The sequence below is a fragment of the Exiguobacterium sp. UBA5002 genome (assembly GCF_002396765.1).
GTDB lineage: Bacteria > Bacillota > Bacilli > Exiguobacteriales > Exiguobacteriaceae > Exiguobacterium_A.
The window spans coordinates 1-16,210 of the sequence record NZ_DGYQ01000018.1 but is presented as its reverse complement, the minus strand read 5'-3'; the positions used below and the strand labels follow the sequence as shown (position 1 = coordinate 16,210).

The 16,210-nt window shown below is 48.1% G+C and carries 17 protein-coding genes; 12 read left to right on the top strand and 5 right to left on the bottom strand.

Features of this window, described 5'->3' with window-relative positions; all coding sequences use genetic code 11:
- The first annotated feature begins 39 nt into the window (after positions 1-39).
- The 7 genes from B4C70_RS03870 (at position 40) to B4C70_RS03840 (ending at position 7,791) form a co-directional block, all read left to right on the top strand.
- Positions 40-801, top strand: a complete 762-nt coding sequence (locus B4C70_RS03870) for an ABC transporter ATP-binding protein (RefSeq protein WP_290777083.1) — start codon at positions 40-42, stop codon at positions 799-801.
- Positions 788-2,704: an ABC transporter permease gene (locus tag B4C70_RS03865; RefSeq protein ID WP_290777081.1), complete on the top strand. Its 1,917-nt coding sequence runs from the start codon at positions 788-790 to the stop codon at positions 2,702-2,704. The genes B4C70_RS03870 and B4C70_RS03865 overlap by 14 nt, the downstream gene beginning before the upstream one ends.
- A 97-nt stretch (positions 2,705-2,801) precedes the next feature.
- The gene (locus B4C70_RS03860) at positions 2,802-3,488 is read left to right on the top strand and encodes a response regulator transcription factor (RefSeq protein ID WP_047393119.1); all 687 of its coding nucleotides are present in this window, start codon (positions 2,802-2,804) and stop codon (positions 3,486-3,488) included.
- Entirely contained in the window at positions 3,485-4,477 is a 993-nt protein-coding gene (locus B4C70_RS03855) for a sensor histidine kinase (protein WP_214727670.1), read from the top strand. Before B4C70_RS03860 ends, B4C70_RS03855 begins: the two co-directional genes overlap by 4 nt.
- Complete coding sequence (locus B4C70_RS03850) at positions 4,470-5,234, top strand: ABC transporter ATP-binding protein (RefSeq protein ID WP_029342560.1); 765 nt, start codon at positions 4,470-4,472, stop codon at positions 5,232-5,234. The genes B4C70_RS03855 and B4C70_RS03850 overlap by 8 nt, the downstream gene beginning before the upstream one ends.
- Entirely contained in the window at positions 5,200-7,131 is a 1,932-nt protein-coding gene (locus tag B4C70_RS03845) for an ABC transporter permease (RefSeq protein ID WP_290777078.1), read from the top strand. Before B4C70_RS03850 ends, B4C70_RS03845 begins: the two co-directional genes overlap by 35 nt.
- A 30-nt stretch (positions 7,132-7,161) precedes the next feature.
- Positions 7,162-7,791, top strand: coding sequence for a helix-turn-helix domain-containing protein (locus B4C70_RS03840; protein ID WP_029342558.1), 630 nt, complete (start codon positions 7,162-7,164; stop codon positions 7,789-7,791).
- 48 nt (positions 7,792-7,839) lie between these two features.
- Here the strand turns inward: B4C70_RS03840 and B4C70_RS03835 are convergent, their stop codons facing one another.
- The 3 genes from B4C70_RS03835 to B4C70_RS03825 form a co-directional block, all read right to left on the bottom strand.
- Positions 7,840-8,268 carry a hypothetical protein gene (locus B4C70_RS03835; protein WP_149427807.1) on the bottom strand — a complete coding sequence of 143 codons (429 nt, stop codon included), beginning with the start codon at positions 8,266-8,268 and terminating at the stop codon, positions 7,840-7,842.
- Positions 8,269-8,334: 66 nt separating this feature from the next.
- A complete protein-coding gene (locus tag B4C70_RS03830; RefSeq protein ID WP_290777076.1) occupies positions 8,335-9,534 on the bottom strand; it encodes an ABC transporter permease in 1,200 nt (399 codons plus the stop codon).
- Positions 9,524-10,417 (bottom strand): ABC transporter ATP-binding protein, encoded by an 894-nt coding sequence (locus B4C70_RS03825; protein WP_290777074.1) that lies wholly within the window; start codon positions 10,415-10,417, stop codon positions 9,524-9,526. Before B4C70_RS03825 ends, B4C70_RS03830 begins: the two co-directional genes overlap by 11 nt.
- A 179-nt stretch (positions 10,418-10,596) precedes the next feature.
- Here B4C70_RS03825 and B4C70_RS03820 point away from each other — a divergent pair, with 179 nt between their 5' ends.
- Entirely contained in the window at positions 10,597-11,532 is a 936-nt protein-coding gene (locus B4C70_RS03820) for a VOC family protein (protein WP_215083641.1), read from the top strand.
- Positions 11,529-12,125, top strand: coding sequence for an alpha/beta hydrolase (locus B4C70_RS03815; RefSeq protein WP_290777069.1), 597 nt, complete (start codon positions 11,529-11,531; stop codon positions 12,123-12,125). The genes B4C70_RS03820 and B4C70_RS03815 overlap by 4 nt, the downstream gene beginning before the upstream one ends.
- A 60-nt stretch (positions 12,126-12,185) precedes the next feature.
- On the opposite strand, the gene B4C70_RS03810 is transcribed toward B4C70_RS03815, so the two are convergent.
- Together B4C70_RS03810 and B4C70_RS03805 are read right to left on the bottom strand one after the other, a co-directional pair.
- Positions 12,186-12,653, bottom strand: coding sequence for a hypothetical protein (locus B4C70_RS03810; protein WP_290721232.1), 468 nt, complete (start codon positions 12,651-12,653; stop codon positions 12,186-12,188).
- 332 nt (positions 12,654-12,985) lie between these two features.
- Entirely contained in the window at positions 12,986-13,726 is a 741-nt protein-coding gene (locus B4C70_RS03805; RefSeq protein ID WP_290777067.1) for an SGNH/GDSL hydrolase family protein, read from the bottom strand.
- 42 nt (positions 13,727-13,768) lie between these two features.
- On the opposite strand from B4C70_RS03805, the gene B4C70_RS03800 reads away from it, so the two are divergent.
- From B4C70_RS03800 to pgmB, 3 genes are all read left to right on the top strand, one after another.
- On the top strand, positions 13,769-14,830 hold the full coding sequence (locus tag B4C70_RS03800) for an acyltransferase family protein (protein WP_290777065.1): 1,062 nt from the start codon (positions 13,769-13,771) through the stop codon (positions 14,828-14,830).
- A 57-nt stretch (positions 14,831-14,887) separates the two neighbouring features.
- A complete protein-coding gene (locus B4C70_RS03795) occupies positions 14,888-15,220 on the top strand; it encodes an Asp23/Gls24 family envelope stress response protein (RefSeq protein ID WP_290777063.1) in 333 nt (110 codons plus the stop codon).
- Positions 15,221-15,403: 183 nt separating this feature from the next.
- Positions 15,404-16,066 (top strand): beta-phosphoglucomutase, encoded by a 663-nt coding sequence (pgmB, locus tag B4C70_RS03790; protein WP_023469308.1) that lies wholly within the window; start codon positions 15,404-15,406, stop codon positions 16,064-16,066.
- Positions 16,067-16,210: the final 144 nt, after the last annotated feature.

The following is a 16,210-nucleotide window of genomic DNA, read 5'->3' as shown; positions in this document are numbered from 1 at the left end:
AGACTAAGTGTAACGAATCAAACACAGGAGGCAATACAGATGAAAGCAATCTTACAAGCAGAACAGATTTCAAAAACGTATCAAACGAAAACAGCGCGCCACGAAGCACTGCGTCCGACGACGCTCAGCGTCCATGAAGGAGAGTTCGTCAGCATCATGGGACCATCCGGTGCCGGGAAATCGACGTTGCTTAACTTACTGTCGACGATCGATCAGCCGACGGATGGCTCGATTTTAATCAATGGAGCAGACGTGACGGCGATGAAGGAAAAACAATTAGCACGTTTCCGCCGGGAACAACTCGGCTTCATCTTCCAGGACTTCAATCTCCTCGATACGATGACGGTTCGGGAAAATATCGCCTTACCGCTCTCACTCGCGAACGTCGATAAAAAAATAATTTTAGAACGTGTCGATCGTGTGGCACGTCAACTTGGTATCCACGACTTACTCGATAAACGTCCGGTCGAACTATCAGGTGGACAAAAACAACGGACGGCTGCCGCTCGCGCCATCATTCATGATCCGTCACTCATCTTAGCCGACGAACCGACCGGTGCGCTCGATTCGAAGTCCGCGACCGGATTGCTCGAAGCGATGCAATCACTGAACGACGAAGGCGCGACGATCTTGATGGTGACACATGATCCGATGACGGCGTCTTACGCGGAACGAATTCTGTTCGTCAAGGACGGAGAGCTGTTCAAGGAAGTCCATCGCTTCGGTTCGCAGAAGGAGTTCTTCGAACAGATCATGGAAGTCCAGCGTGAACTCGGAGGTGCCGTCCGTGAGCTTGTCTAAACTGGCGTTTCAAAATTTGAAGAACATTCGTCAAAACGTGATGTACCTCGGTGCCGTTACGTTCGCGATTCTGATTTACTATACGTTCCTCGCGATTCGATCGAATGAAGCGATGCTTCAGGCGAACGAATTGTACGGGAAACTGGGAACGGTCTTTACGGGAGCAAGTGTCATTCTAGCGCTTTTTTCTGCCATCTTCATCTGGTATTCAAGTGACTTCTTTTTACGCCGCCGTAAGAAGGAAATCGGGCTCTACGCGTTGCTCGGTCTAGAGCGAGGGCAGATCGCCCGACTGATCTTCCTTGAGACGATGGGGTATGGGGTGATTGGTCTGATTCTCGGAATTGCGATTGGTACCGTCGCTTCGAAATACTTCGTGCAGTTGCTTGCTTCTGTCATGGCGATGCAAGTCGATGCGACGTTTACGATCAGCGGAGCTTCGGTCATGCAGACGATCGGTGTCTTCCTGTTGATTTTCCTGATCATCGCCTTACGTTCGGCTCGGACGATCTATCGTTTTACATTAATTGAACTGTTCAAGGCAGAACAACAAGCGGAATCGCTTCCGAAAGTCCATCCGATCTTAGCCGTTCTTTCGGTCGTCTTGATCGGTGTCGGTTACTATTTAACGGGACAACCATTGATGGATCACTTTACGATCTTCGCACCGCTTTTGATGCTCTGCGTCATTCTCGGGACGTTCGGAACGATGAGTTATTTCACGATCTTCTTATTGCGCGTCTTAAGTAATCAAGCGCGGCACTTTAAAGGGACGAACTTAATTCTGCACGGGCAATTGTTGTCACGGATCAAATCGAATGTCGTCATGCTGTCGACGATTACGGTCATCACTGCCGTAACATTGACGACGGTCGGTACAGCGACATCGATTTATTACTTCATCGACCAGACCGTTGAGGAGCAAGTTCCGTACAGTCTATCGATTGCGAGTAAACAAGCAGAAGCGGAACAGCTGATTGCGAAGTCCGACCAAAAGATCGACAGCCGGACGATGGTCAACGTCAAGAACGTCGACCATGAGATGACCGATCTGCCGAACCCTTTGACGTTTACACGCTACTATGCGACGTACGCATATGAAGACCAGCCGGGACAATTCAGCTACGTCAACTATTCGGACTACGTCAAGCTCGCGAAAGCGAACGGGAAAACGGTCATCAAAGAACCGAAACAAGGCGAAGCGATCGTCCTTGAGACGTTCAAAGGAAACGATTTGTTGAAGATGAAAGTCAAATCGCCGGTCGGTGTTAAAATCAAGGACGTTCATGATTCCTTTCGTATCACCGCTGCGACGAATCTACCAATCGCTCAACTTTATGAGAAACAGCGACTTGCCTTGGTCGTAAACGATGATGCGTTCGCGAAGATCCCGGAAAAAGGCTTCACGCTGACGAATTATCAGTTCTCAGATGAACGTCATGACGATGGATTGATGAAACAGTTGACACAACTATATGGAAAACAAGCGGACACGGAGATGGCGGCTTATTATCCTGTCTACGCGATGACGACGGCAACGACCGGCTTACTCGCGTTTGCTGCTGGCTTCCTTGGACTCGTTTTCTTACTTGCTACGGGTTCGATCATCTACTTCAAGATGCTCGCGGAAGCAGAAGAATCGAAACAACGGTTTGCCATCATCCAGAAGATTGGTGTCGATGAGAAAAAACAGACAGGCATCATCCGTCACCTTGTTGGATTCGTCTTCTCTTTACCGTACGTGCTCGGACTCGTTCATAGTTTAGTGGCGATGCAGGTCTTGCAGAAACTGTTGAACTACAACATCGTTCGTCCGACATTATTTGCGATTGTTTGTTATACGATCGTCTATCTGATCTACTATATCGTCACGGTCCGTGCTTATCGCCGCATCGTCACGTGATGAACTAAATAGGAGGACACAGAACTGGAAACGGAATAATCGTTTCCAGTCCTTTTTGAGTTCGTTATGATAAAGGGAGAAGGAGTTGACAGAAACGATGCATACGATTTTATTAGTCGAAGATGATATGAAGATTGCTACACTATTGAAAGAACTACTCGAACGCTATGATTTTAGAGTCGTCGTTGAAGATGGGCGAGGGGATGTTGTCGCGGTCTATGAAGAGACGAATCCGGACGTTATTCTATTAGATGTCAATTTACCGAAGTTTGACGGTTTCTATTGGTGCCGGCAGTTACGGATGAAGACACGGGCACCGATCCTGTTCATCTCGGCACGGGTCGGGGAGATGGATCAAGTCATGGCGCTCGAATACGGAGCGGATGATTACATCGTTAAACCGTTCCAAGGAGCGGTCGTCATCGCGAAGATTAAAAGTCAGATTCGCCGGGCCTATGGCACGCTGTCGAACGAGACGGATGAGCGAACGGTGACGAAAGAAGGTGTCACGTTGTACTTAGATCGTTATATCGTCGAGTACGGGGAACAGTCAATCGAACTGTCAAAAAAAGAGGGGTTGATCCTTGAGATGCTGCTGACGGCAAGTCCACGGATCGTCAGTCGGGGCGATCTGCTCGAACGGATTTGGGATGACGAAGCGTTCGTCGATGAGAATACGTTGAACGTCAATATCACGCGTGTCCGCAAACGACTTGCCGAGATCGGTGTCGCCGGACTTGAGACGGTGCGAGGTGTCGGTTATAAACTGGTTCTTGAACCATGAAGCTCTTTTTACGGCACGCGATACCAGGCATCATCTTCTTTACCGGACAAATGCTGATTTTATATGCCGTCTTATGGCTCTATGATTTGTATCGCCCAGCAGCCTTCTTTTATATCGTACTTTTGAACAGTATCGGTCTTCTGATCTATCTCAGTTATCGTTTCTTCAGCATGCTTCCGTTGCTACGACGGATGCAACAGCCGGTTCAATCGGTCGCAGAACCGATTCGCAGTGATAGTGAAGAACCGATTTCCGTTGCCGTCGAACAATTTTTAGAGCGGCAACAGACATTGTTTCGAAACAGTCTGTTTGCTGAGCGACGAAAAGAAAAGGAACGGCATCGGTATGTCGATCAATGGATTCACCAGATGAAGACACCGTTATCCGTCATCGAGTTGATCCTTGAACACCCAGGAGAACACTATCAAGCGGATTTACGTCAAGAGGTCGATCGATTGCGCAGTGGACTCGACCAGATGCTCTATTCGTCACGTTTAGAAGCGATCGAGACAGATTTGAAGGCGGAACGATTGGCACTGAAGCCGCTCGTCACGAGTATCATTAATCAAGAGAAACGATTATTCGTTAAAAATCAGGTCTTTCCGAAACTCGATATCGCTGACGACGTGTACGTCTACACGGATGCGAAGTGGTTTCGTTTCCTCGTCCTACAGCTCGTGACGAACGCCATCAAGTACACGACGGGACATGGTCGAGAAGTCGTTCTGACGGCAGAAGTGACAAACGGGCAAGTCGTCCTTTCGGTTCAAGACGACGGTGTAGGGATTCCAAAACGAGACGTCCCACGTGTCTTTAATGCGTTCTTCACGGGCGAAAACGGACGACGTTACGGAGAATCGACCGGGATGGGGTTGTATTTCGTCCAGCAGGTCTGCTTGAAGCTCGGGCACGAGATTGAACTCGAGAGTGAAGAAGGGGTCGGTACGACATGCCGGATTCGATTAGTAGGAGGTCGCGCACATGATTGAGGTTAAACAATTAGGGAAGGTCTATCCCGGAAAGGTGACGGAACAACCGTTGACGGATATCAATTTCCGAGTCGAAGAAGGTGAGATGGTCGCAGTCATGGGACCATCCGGTAGCGGCAAATCAACACTAATCAACTTGCTTGCAACACTCGACGAACCGAGTTGGGGGTCAATCCTGATCGATGGCGTCGATACAGCGACGTTCAAGCGAAAAGAGATGACACGTTTCCGGCGTGAGACGCTCGGGATCATCTTTCAGGAATTCAATTTACTCGACTCTTTGACGCTCGGTGAGAACATGCTCGTCCCGTTGATGCTGTCGGGGAAAAAGACGAAGCTCGCGCGGGAAGAGATGGAGGAGTTGGCACGTCGTCTACAAATTGATGATCTGCTAGATAAACAGGTCGATGAGGTCAGTGGTGGACAACGACAACGGACCGCGATCGGTCGTGCCTTGATTCATACACCACGTCTGATGCTTGCGGACGAACCGACGGGAGCACTCGATTTCCAAGCAACGAAACACGTCATGGATGTCCTAGCCGAGTTGAACGCGACGGGGATGACGATGGTCATCGTGACACACGATCCACAAGTCGCGTCGTATTGTAATCATGTTTTGTTCCTAAAAGACGGTAGTATTCAAACGGAGTTGTTCCGCGATGAACCGCGCCGTATCTTTTTCCAACGGGTCATCGAATCACTATCGCTGCTAGGAGGGGATGAGCATCAATTATCTGCAATACGCCCTACGTAACATCCGGCGTTATCAGCGGTTGTATTATGGCTATGCCTTGACGATCATCATCGCGATGACGATCGTGACGAGTTATTGGAACTTGTTGACGAATGGATCGTTCCAAAACGTCGCTAAAATCCTCAGTCAATTGAATCAAGTCATCGAGATGACGATTTTCTTCGTCTTCATCGCGGAGCTGATCATCCTATTCTTCAGTGTCCTGTTCATCTATTCGACGACCTATACGATGCTTGAGCACCGTAAGAATGATTTGCGGACGATGCGGACGCTTGGCAGTGGATTGTCACACTTCTTAAAGTATTTCTTAATTGAAGTCTTGATCGTTGGTGGTCTAGCCATCACTGCGGGGATGATTCTAGGTAATGTCTTGACGAAGATGCTGTTGCTGTCCGTTGTCAAGGTCATGTTCTTACCAGCAATCGAATTCGAATTATCCTTTTATGCGATTCTTGCTTTGATCGGTGGCGCTTTCCTTGTTTTGCTGACGGCAACGGTCCTTGCGATCTACCGCTTTCGTCCCGATCGACCGACTCGTTCCCGTTCGCTATTTCGAAAACGAGTCTGGATTCTGACGCAAATCGGAGCGTTACTCCTGTTGATCTATGGTTATGCCTTAGCATTTGTTCGGACGGAAGGATTTTATATATTTTTCCCACTTGTCATCTTCATCGGATCGTTTTTTATTTGTCGATATGTCTTACCATGGTTGACCAAGTTATATCGACCATGTCGCTTGTCGCTGCGGAAGCTGATCGTCTCGGAAATCGCCAATCAATTGCGAACGAATAGTACGCTCATTGCCCTCGGAACGATTCTGACATCGTGTGCGCTAACGGCAGTCGGACTGGTCTTCTTGTTTCAATTGATTGGACTCGACTTATCATCCCAAAATCAATTCGGTCTCGTCTATTACGAAGAATCCGCTCAACCGACGAAACGATTGAAGGATATCAAGCAGACGATGACGGAGGCATTCCCGGATCGCTATCAGCAGGATATCCAAGTGAAGGCAGAAGGAACGCGCGTCCTCCTACCGATCTCGTCGTACAACAAGATGATGCGGCAACTGCATCTTAAGGAGCGGACAGCGACGGGACGCCAAAGTTTCTTTGTACCTGCACGTCCGGTACAACTCGAAGAGAACACACCGACGATGAAAAAAGCGAAACAGGCGATGGAGAAAGCCGACTTTGAATTACTTCCCGCTGCTTCTCACGATTTAGTATTTGGTTACAATTATCAAATCGAGACGATCTTCGTCGTCAGTGATGCCGTCTTTCAAACACTCAAGCAACCCGTCCGCCAAATCGTCGTCTTCGATACGCCAGCCTATCATGATTATGGAACGAAGGACTGGAAACAGTGGATGAAAATCGTCCGCAACATCCAGTCGGCAGCAAAGCTAGATGATAAGCAACCGGTTCCCTATCAGTTAATCAACGAGACGGAAGATGAGATCGACGGGATCCGAATCGTACGACTCGTCACGTTCGTCGTCGTTCTCCTGACGATCTGGTTGTTCGTCATCAATGCGAGTTTTCTGCATGTGTGGATGCAAATGACGGCGGAACAGGAACAAAAGCGGATGAAGACGTTGTTTGCACTAGGGTTCGGTTCGGGGAACATCCGCTGCTACTTGTTAATGAAGTATGGCGCTGTTTTGCTGATACCATATCTGATTTCTGTCTTTCATGCCTTTTTATTGTTCCAAGTCGTCGTCACACAAGCCGGACTACAGACGGGATCATTTCTTAACATAGCTGTATTTTGGATCAGTATCGTCACGGTCGGGTACTTCTTAAGTGTCCTACCGATTTGGTTGCGTTACCCACGGCATCTGTTCCGGAATTCATCCGAAAGTTCGATGTATCCGACACCGGATTCAAGGTTATGATGATACCATAGGAATAAGGGAGGGAATCGTATGCTAGACCATTCACCATATCGGGGTTACGGTGACCGGATTCGTATTTTACGGGAGCGTGCCGGGATTACGATCGAACAGTTGGCTGAACGACTCGGCGTCGCACCGTACTTCATCCGCCGGACGGAGCTCAGCGAAGTCTATCCAACCAAACCCTACATCGAAGCATTGGCGGACGTCTTGAACATCGACGCTAGTTATTTGGCACGGCATATCTGGACGGGGGAGTCGTTGAAATTCATCATGCAACAGAACACACCGCTCGAAGAGATGAAGCTTGCTTATGAACAGACGCTCGGACAAGATGGAACGTGGGTCGAGGAACAGCTCGAAGAGCGAATGCGCCTGTTTGATTTAATGTATGATGAGGACGTCAAACGGATCGAGCAGACGATGAGTGCGACCGAGCAACGGATCTTCCATGAGCTCGTCGAAGCCGTGATGGAAGCAGGGGAATTGCAACGCGATCAAGCGGAAGAGACGTATGAGTTGTTTGAGGATAAACTTCCATCGATGATGCAACTCGATGAATATCTCGATCGCATGACGGATGGTGTTTCTTTATCCAGTTCGACCTATTATGCGGATTACAGCGACCGGAAAAGTCGTTCCCGCTACCATCGTAAATAAAAAAAGTCGCTGTCTTCTGATTGACGTTCAGAAGACAGCGACTTTTTATTAACGTTGTGGCATCGGGCGTGGACGACGCGTCTTTTGACGGATCCGACCGATGATGAAACCAATGATCGCATTTGCAATGACAAGTACCCAACCGACATAGCCGAAATTGAGAGTTAAGCTACCGAGCATCGCTTGCCATTTGAAAATCATCATCACATCACCACGCAAGACGAATCGCGCGATACAGACGAGTAAGACAGTCAGTCCAGCGATGAAGACACCGACCCAGCTTCCGTATAAACGAGAAGAGTGGCGGCGCACCGCAACGAAGGACCAGCAAAAGAGGCTAGAGATGAACGCCATGCCTCCATAGGCAAGGACGAGTTCCCATGTCGCACTCGCTTGCGGGAATTTCGTGAACATGACAAGTGACGAGACCATGGCAGCAGCTGTGAAAAGGATCGCTGCCCAAAAACGAGACCGCATAACGTAGTTCCTCCTAAAGGCTTTTTCTCACCTAACGATAGCGGAAACGATTCGTCTTGTAAACTGTTACCGGCGACCGCTTAAGATCCGGCGCAACTGTTTGAGTGGATTCGATCCATAGAACAGAACACCACCCCGATAGAATTTTGTTCCGACGAATAAGGCAAGCGAGATGCTGATCAGCATCAAGATGAGCGAAATTGACACTTGCCATAGCGATACATCGGTCAACATGACGCGCAGGAACATGACCATCGGTGTGAAGAACGGCACGAATGACAGGACGACGACAGCTTGGTTCGTCGGTGCATTCAGACTAAACATCGAAATCATGAAGGCAGCAACGATCAACAAGATGACCGGTAACGTCACTTGCTGCGCATCCTCGACCCGACTGACGAGCGAACCGAGTGCCGCGAGGAGCGTCGCGTACAGGAAGTATCCGAGCAGGAAGAAGACGAACAGATAAATGATCGTCCGAGCACTCAAGGAATCGAGTGATAACTGATCGAATAAACTACTACTTTGAGCACTGTAGTAGCCGACACCAACGAGAATCGACAATTGTACGAGACTGACCGTAGCGATCGAGAAAATCTTCGCCAGCATATGTTGAATTGGACTCGCTGCTGAAATCAGCAACTCCATGACACGGGATGACTTTTCGTTCGCGATTTCCGTGACGATCATCCCGCCGTAAATTGCAATCGTGAAGTACATCAAGAACAACAAGACATAGACGAGCGCCGAGGCAGCAAAGAGTTCATCCTCACTTTTCCCACCCGTCGACGTCAACTCCTGTTTGACAGGAACAGGTTCAGCGAGCGAAGCAAGGACGTTCGGATCGATTTCAGCATCCGTGATGACGGCTTGATCGCGGACTTGTTTGACGACTGTTGCGACCTGTGTCTGTAATTCAGACTCAGGACTAGCACTGACGAGTGTCACGTCATACGAATCCTGAACGATTGCCACGGCATCGAATGTACCGCGGTCGACTGCCTTTCGTGCTTGTGCGACCGTATATTCCTTCGTCGTGATGTCTGAAGTGACACCAGCCTTCTTCAAGGCCGGACGAAGATCGGTCGACAATTCACTGACGAGAGCAACTTTTGGATCGTCACCCGAAAACCAGTCGAGAATCCGTTCGATATTGCCAAAGCCAACAAGGAACAGGACCATCAGGACCGTCGAAATCAAAAAGCTTTTAGCACGTAATTTTTGAAGTAGATTGAAGCGATATAAAGTCAGGAATTTACGGTTCATAACGTTTGCCGACCTCCTCGATGAAGATATCCTGCAGGGATAACTGATCCCAGACGAAACGATCGACATGGTGTCCATGGCTGACGATATGTTGAAGAAGTTGATCAGCCGTTTCTTTTGAAGAGACTTGGACGATATGTCCATTATTGTCTGACTCGACTTGTAGAACACCTGGCAAGCTATCCCACAGGAGTGGCGGGGCATCTGTCGTCAAGAGGACACGTGTTTTTCCGTATCCCGCTTTGATGTCAGGAAGATAGCCAGCAACGACGGGTTTTCCGTGATCGAGGATCGCGACGTGTTCGCAGAGTTCTTCGACATGATCCATCCGGTGACTTGAGAAGACGATCGTCGTTCCGTCGACGGTTAACTTTTTGACGGCACGTTTTAATTGTTCAGCGTTGACCGGGTCGAGTCCGCTGAACGGTTCATCTAAAATCAGCAGTTCAGGTTTATGTAGGACGGCAGAGATCAACTGAATCTTTTGTTGATTTCCTTTTGAGAGTTGTTCGACACGCATTTTTTCATACTGGGGAATTTGGAAATAGTCGAGCCATTCCGTCAAGGCTCGTTTCGCATCCTTCCGTTTCATGTCACGGAGTTCTGCGAGGAACAAGAGTTGTTCGTCGACGCGGACTTTTGGATACAGACCTCGTTCTTCCGGAAGGTATCCGATTTTTGAAGTCGGAATACGCTCTCCATTCCAGGTGATCGATCCTTCAGTCGGTTGCAGTAGACCGAGCAGCATCCGGAACGTCGTCGTCTTTCCAGCACCGTTCGCACCAAGCAAACCAAAGATTTGCCCGCGTGGCACCTCGATCGTCAAAGCATCTACGGCCGTAAAATCGCCGAAACGCTTCGTGATGTGTTTGATTTCTAACATAAGAACCTCCCTTAAAGACGTCTGTTGCACGACAAGTGTATCATTGTTACTTAGTGTCCTACGGTCAAAAATGGGTAAAGGTTCCAGAAAGCAGTAATGAAAAGGCTTATCGGTTTACTTTTTGTACATTAGTTACTATTATTGTGTTAATAGATACGACTGAAGGAGGAACGCATCATATGAAAACGCAAGGCATTCATCATATCTCAGCGATGGTCGGCGATCCACAAGAAAATCTCGATTTTTACGGAACCATTCTCGGACTACGATTCGTCAAAAAAACGGTCAACTTCGATGATCCAGGAACGTACCACTTCTATTTTGGGAACGAATCCGGAGCACCGGGAACGATCATCACGTTCTTTCCGTTTAAAGGCATGGCAAAAGGACAGGTCGGTGCCGGACAAGTCGGAACGACAGCTTACGCGATTCCGGTCGGTGCAGCAGATTTTTGGAAAGCGCGACTGACAGAAAAAAACGTCTCGTTTGAAGAGACGGTTCGTTTCGGAGAGCAACAGATCGCCTTCGAAGATCCACATGGTCTCCAGATTGAACTCGTCGAACGCAAGGGACCGAACAGTCGCTATGAAATCGACGGCATCACACGTGAGGTCGCGATTAAAGGATTCGCGGGAGCGACGTTACTGTCACGGGATCCATCAGACACAGCAAAATTACTGACAGACACATTCGGCCTGACACTCAGCAAACGGACGGAAACCGTTGACCGGTACATCGCAGAAGGCGAGTTCGGGAATGTCGTTGACGTCGTTCATGGTCAAATGCCAGTCGGTCGTCCGGGAACGGGAACGGTTCACCATATCGCGTGGCGGGCGACGGATCAAAAGGAACAACTCGACTGGATGAACGCCATCAACGCGTTCGGTTTGCTGACCACTGAAGTGAAGGACCGCAATTACTTCACATCGATCTATTTCCATGACCGCGGTCGGATCCTCCATGAAATTGCGACCGACAATCCAGGATTCGCAATCGATGAAGAGTTCGAGATGCTCGGAGAAGATTTGAAGTTGCCGGAACAATTCGAAGCACATCGTACGGCGATCACAAATCATGTAACACCTATTACTGTACCGAAGGGGAGACTCGTATGATTCATTTATACCAAGCACCAAAAACAGCAGACGCACCCATCTTTTTATTTTTACATGGCACAGGCGGAACGGAACAAGATCTCGTCGGACTCGTCTCGTTGCTCGATTCGGAAGCAGGCTACTTGTCCGTCCGCGGGGAAGTCTCGGAAAACGGGATGCCACGATTCTTCAAACGACTCGCAGAAGGCGTCTTCGATGAAGAAGACCTCGCTTTACGGACAGCACGTTTAATTCAGTTTTTACGTGACCAGGCAGCGGAGCGTGGTTTTGATCTCGATCGTCTGATTCCAGTCGGATATTCGAACGGTGCGAACATCGCGGCGAATATGTTGTTCGAAGAAGCCTTGTTCAAACAAGCGATTCTGTTTCATCCGATGGTACCACGTCGTGGTGTGACGTTACCTGACTTATCAGACGTGCGCGTCTTCATCGGCGCCGGAAGCAATGACCCAATCTGTCCGGCTCAGGAAACGGAAGAATTATCAGCACTCTTGAAGCAAGCCGGTGCATCAGTCGACGTCACGTGGTCGAATCATGGTCACCAACTGGTCATGCCAACGATTGAAGCGGCAACGGATTGGCTGAAACATTAAAAAAAGGGCTGTCCCATCTCCTTCTTTCATAGAAGATGATGGGGCAGTCCTCTTTTCGTTTCAAGCAGGATGATCACTTTTTGGTCGAGAATAGACGATGAGCACACCACGCTCGACGAGCTGGAGGGCGAGCGTCTGTTTCACTTCTTCCGATGCTTTCGTCTGCGCAAGCTGCCGGTAGAGCAGGCGAAGTTCACGGCGCATCGTCTTACGGATCAGCCACATGCTATCAATCGTGGTACACCAACCGGTCACGGTTTCGTGTCCGATGTAATACTGGGTCTGACGTTCAAGATAACGAATCCACCACTCGTCACGCGCCATTTTTAGTACGACACCTGTGAGGGCAAGTACAAGGATGGCGAGGGGAATGCTTTCATATAAAGGAAGACGACTAATAATAGTACCAACATTCGTGACGAGGGCGAGCATCCCCCATCCTATGCATCCGATGACAAGCCAATATCCAAAGTTGAGAGTACTTCGATGTCGTAACGTCACTTTCGGCGTAAGCAATGAAGTGGCCATCAGAAACACCTCCTTGTTAAATAATCGAATTTTCCGACAATTTGTAGTTGTCCTTCTACTATAGTTACTTTTTCCCGAATCGTCTAGTCATTAGACATGGAAAATGTGTTTCTTTCTTGACGAAATTCGTGTACGCTAAATGTAGAAGTGAGCGGTTACATAAAGGGGGATATAAAGAAATGATGGATCAAGTGATTTGGATTGCTGTCGGTATCGTTGCCGTTGCAGTTTTCTCAGCATCGAGCGTCGCAGCGTACATGGGTGTCAAAAACCAAGAAGACTAATAATCGAAAGCGGCTCATCCCGGAAATCGGGATGAGCCGCTTTTTCGTTTAGTTATTTGCTGTCAAATCGGTTTTCAGCGCATAGGGTTTCAGCGCATCACTCCAGCGCAGGTAACCGCCACCGACGAGATGGAGTCCATCGTACGTCATCCGATTTTGCAGGTATCCCTGTTTATTCGTCAAGACAGGTCGCAAATCAACGAATGGAACATCCACCGATTGAGCAAGGTTTTGTAAATTTCGGTTCAACGCTTCGACGTCCCGATTGATTCGGACGGAATCCGAATACTTCGGTGCGACAGGAACGGTTGACTGAATGACGACGTCGATGTTATTTTTTCGAAGTGTCGTCACAATCGTCGTCATGTTCTCAGTGATTTGCGGAATCGGTGTATAGTGACGAATATCATTGATACCACCCATCAGGAAGACGCGTTTTGGTTTCATCTCGATGATCAAGTCGAGGCGAGTCAAAAAGCCTTCTGTCGTATCGCCAGGAATCCCGAAATTAATGATTGTCGGATCCTCCATCAAGATGCGCCAATCGGCAAAATTCGTCATCGAGTCACCTAACATGACAGCGTTCGCTGATTTTGGGTATCGATAAGTATGGAATAAACTATTCAAACGGACATAGTTCGGGTTCTTATCGTATTGGAATGTCGTGACTGGAGTCGTACTCGTTGCAGGTAAGACGCTTTCGAATAGTTCGAGAGGTTTACGTCCCAGTAACAATGCAAGGAGAACGACGTTCAAGACGACAGATAGAATCAGGAGTGTCTTTTTCATAAACATTCGTTCCTTTCGAGGGAGTATAAGGGGTAGTGTAACATGAATCGGAATCCGTGGTTTGATAATATTAAAGGTTTTCTTGTCATTTTCGTCGTCATCGGTCACATGCTGACAGATTTACGGTTTGATTATGATGGAAAATTACTCGAAACGGTCTATCTATTGATTTATTCGTTTCATATGCCATTATTCATTATTTTAAGCGGTTATTTCTTCCGCGAAAACAAGTATTTACGTGTCATCCAGCTTTTCGCGGTGTATTGTGTCTGGCAGATCTTGATCGGATCTTGGGCGACACTCGGGGAAGGAAACCCGATTTTCTCAGGAGAAAACATTGGAACGCATCTATTACGGCCATACTGGGCACTTTGGTATTTATTCGTCATGGTCGTCTGGTATATCGTGACGCCTTATGTCGTCCATTTACGCGGCTACGTCTGGTTCGGTCTCGCGTTCGCTCTATTATATGGTTTTGAGCTTGAGAATACAGGCTTCTTAGCACTTCGTAAGTTGATCATGTTCTATCCGTACTTCTTACTCGGAAACTATTTATCAGAACACGAATTCATCCGGATCTTTGAAATGCCGAAAAACTTTAAGCGACGGATGAACGTCCGCTTAATCGGTGGGATCACATTTGTGGTCGTCATGGGCTTTTTGTTATTTGAAGCGTGGCGTGACACACCACAAGAGATCGTTGATTTCGCGAATGCCTTCAAGCATCGTTTCCCTTATGTTGATCAATACGATAGCGATGCCTGGTTAGGTGTCATCAAACATAGTGTCATTTATTTCTTGTCAATTGCGGCTTCCCTTGGTTTCATGATGTTGATTCCGATGCGTCGCCTTCCGCTCATCACACGGGCGGGGGAACTCAGCCTCTATGTCTATTTGCTTCACGTCTTTTTCGTCATGGCGTGGCGCCAGTATGTGACGGAAGCATTCGTACCGCAACCGTGGCTAGCGTTACTGATCATGATTGGCGTTGCCTTGCTGATCGTCGGTATCATCATACACCCGCTCGTCGTTCGTGTCCTCCGTCCTTTGATTGAGATTGATATTCGTCCAATCGTCGAGAAACGGGAAGACCTTTCAAAATAAGACGGAATGCTTTACACTTTAAGATAGATGGATTACAAGACGAAGGGCGTGGAAGGAATGTCATATAATTTAAATAACGCAGACGGTGTCGTGAACGTCTCGCAACAAGTCATCGAGGTCATCGCAGGCGTAGCCGTTCAAGAAACGGAAGGGATCGCCTTCACAGCAGATGATTCAAAACTGCAAGAGAAACAGATGGTTAAACTCGTGAAGGTCGAGGATGTCGGCGGCGAGATTACGATCAGTTTGTCTGTTCATATCAAGTACGGAATGTCGATCATCAAGACGGCGGGGAAAGTGCAGGAACGGATTTCGCAAGACATGGAGAACATGCTCGCGTTCCAACCGAAAGCAATCAACGTCCGAGTGATTGGTCTCTTAAAAGGATAACAGGACGAAAAACACTTTGCTGAAATCGCAAGGTGTTTTTCTTTTTAAGTAAAACATTTGATAACGCTTGCAAAGAGATGAGAGAATTAGTAAAATTGTTTGTGAGGCAAGTGCAATCGTTTGCACAACGTGTCATTCGATTTCTTGCCTTTCATGGACGATGTATGAAAGGATGGATGTCGGATGGCACCAACGATCGAAGCGGTCATTTTTGATTTAGACGGCGTAATCACGGATACAGCAGAGTATCACTACTTAGCGTGGAAACAATTAGGAGAGGATTTGGATATCCCGTTCGACCGGGAATTCAATGAGACATTAAAAGGTGTCAGCCGGATGGATTCACTCGAGCGTATCCTTGCGCTTGGTGGAAAACAGGATGCTTTTTCGGAAGACGAGAAGCTAGCACTCGCTGCGAAGAAGAACGAACACTATGTCACATTGATCCAGCACATCTCTGAACAGGATCTTCTTCCTGGAATCACTGCATTCCTTGATGAAATCCGAAACGCTGGGCTGAAAATCGGGATGGCGTCCGCTTCTAAAAATGCGCTGATGGTCGTCGAGGCATTAAAGGTTCGACATTACTTCGATGACATCGTAGATGCTGCAACTGTTGCACAATCGAAACCACACCCTGAAGTGTTTCTCCGTGCTGCGGAAGCGCTCGACGTCGAACCAAGCCGTTGCATCGGTGTAGAAGATGCGACAGCGGGCATCACTGCCATCCACGCTGCCGGTATGTATGCCGTCGGCGTAGGACCGGAGTCGGCGCTCCATGAGGCAGACTATCGTGTCGATTCGACAGATTTGCTTTCCCTTGAGCAAATCCTGGCTAGTCGCTAACTGAGATTCATTCATTCCCTGATGATTGAATCGCAATCAACCTCTCTTTTCTTTTATGTGTCAGAAAAAGAAGTGATTTCCCTGAATCTCTTCTTTTTCAAAAAAATAACGCTCAGCCGTATGATGAACTGCTCCCTGTCAAGT